The following is a 1,205-nucleotide window of genomic DNA, read 5'->3' as shown; positions in this document are numbered from 1 at the left end:
GAATGGGAGAAGGCCATCAAGGCCAACACCGAGGGCACCGGCTACGTCCCGAACCCGGCCCTGAACCCGCCGAAGATGGATCCCTGCGCCTAACCCTGCACACCCCCTACCGATTCGGTCCACCTTCGACCGCTGAAATCGAGGCAGAAATATGGAGAACTATCTCTCCCTGTTCACCGAGTACGACATCCCCGCCGCGTTCTGGGTCAACATCCAGCTGACCTTCTGGGCGGCCATCGGCGCCCTGGCGCTGGGCACCGTCCTGGCGATGATGCGCATCTCCCCGGTACGCAGCTTCGCCGTCTTCGGCGCCGGCTACGTGAACATCATCCGCAACACCCCGCTGACGATCATCCTGCTCTTCGGCGTGCTGGCCCTGTACAACCAGCTGGGCTTCACCCTCTCACCGGACTTCAACCAGAACTTCTTCAACCTCGCGGTGATGGGCCTGGCGATCTACCACGCGGCCTTCGTCTGCGAGGCGATCCGTTCCGGCGTCAACACCGTGCCCGTCGGGCAGGCCGAGGCCGCCCGCGCCATCGGCCTGGGCTTCCTGCCGGCCGCCCGCGAAGTCATCCTGCCCCAGGCCTTCCGCGGCGCCGTGGTCCCGCTGGGCAACGTGCTGATCGCGCTGATCAAGAACTCGACGGTTGCCGCCGTCAGTTCCGTGGCGATCGAGGCCTCCTCGGTCATGAAGACGATGCTCGAGTTCGAGTCCGACCTGATCGTCCCGATCTTCGCCACCTTCGCCGTCGGCTTTGTCATCATCATCATCCCGGTGGGCCTGCTCACCACCTGGCTTTCCAAGAAACTGGCGGTGGCACGATGAGCGCATCGGTCCTCTTTGACACACCCGGCCCCAAGGCCAAGCAGCGCATCCTGGCCATCAACGTCGTCGGCGTCCTGTTCATCGCCGGCCTGCTGTACCTGGTGGTTGCCGGGCTCGCCGCGAAGGGGCAGATGGAAGGCTCCCTGTGGGCGTCCCTGTTCACCTCCAACGCGTGGGCGAACTTCCTGCTCCCGGGCCTGGCCAACACGCTCAAGGCCGCGGGCCTGGGCATCGTGCTCTCGGTGGCCTTCGGCCTGGCCTTCGGCATGGGCCTGCTGGCCGAGGTCAAGGCCCTGCGCTGGTTCTCCACCATCGTGGTCGAGTTCTTCCGCTCCGTCCCGGTCCTGCTGATGATCGTGTTCTTCAACATCCTGCT

1 protein-coding gene and 1 pseudogene are annotated in these 1,205 nt (G+C 65.1%); both read left to right on the top strand.

From position 1 onward, the window contains the following. Window positions 1-151: 151 nt before the first annotated feature. Window positions 152-829: an amino acid ABC transporter permease gene (locus ACIQLF_RS21790; protein ID WP_400303318.1), complete on the top strand. Its 678-nt coding sequence runs from the start codon at window positions 152-154 to the stop codon at window positions 827-829. After that, window positions 826-1,205, top strand: a pseudogene (locus tag ACIQLF_RS21785) (amino acid ABC transporter permease); the annotation flags it as partial. The gene ACIQLF_RS21790 and the pseudogene ACIQLF_RS21785, both read left to right, overlap by 4 nt.

This window comes from Paeniglutamicibacter sp. NPDC091659 (assembly GCF_044756805.1).
Lineage (GTDB): Bacteria > Actinomycetota > Actinomycetes > Actinomycetales > Micrococcaceae > Paeniglutamicibacter.
The sequence above is the reverse complement of the archived record's forward strand: the minus strand, read 5'-3'. Positions and strand labels throughout refer to the sequence as shown.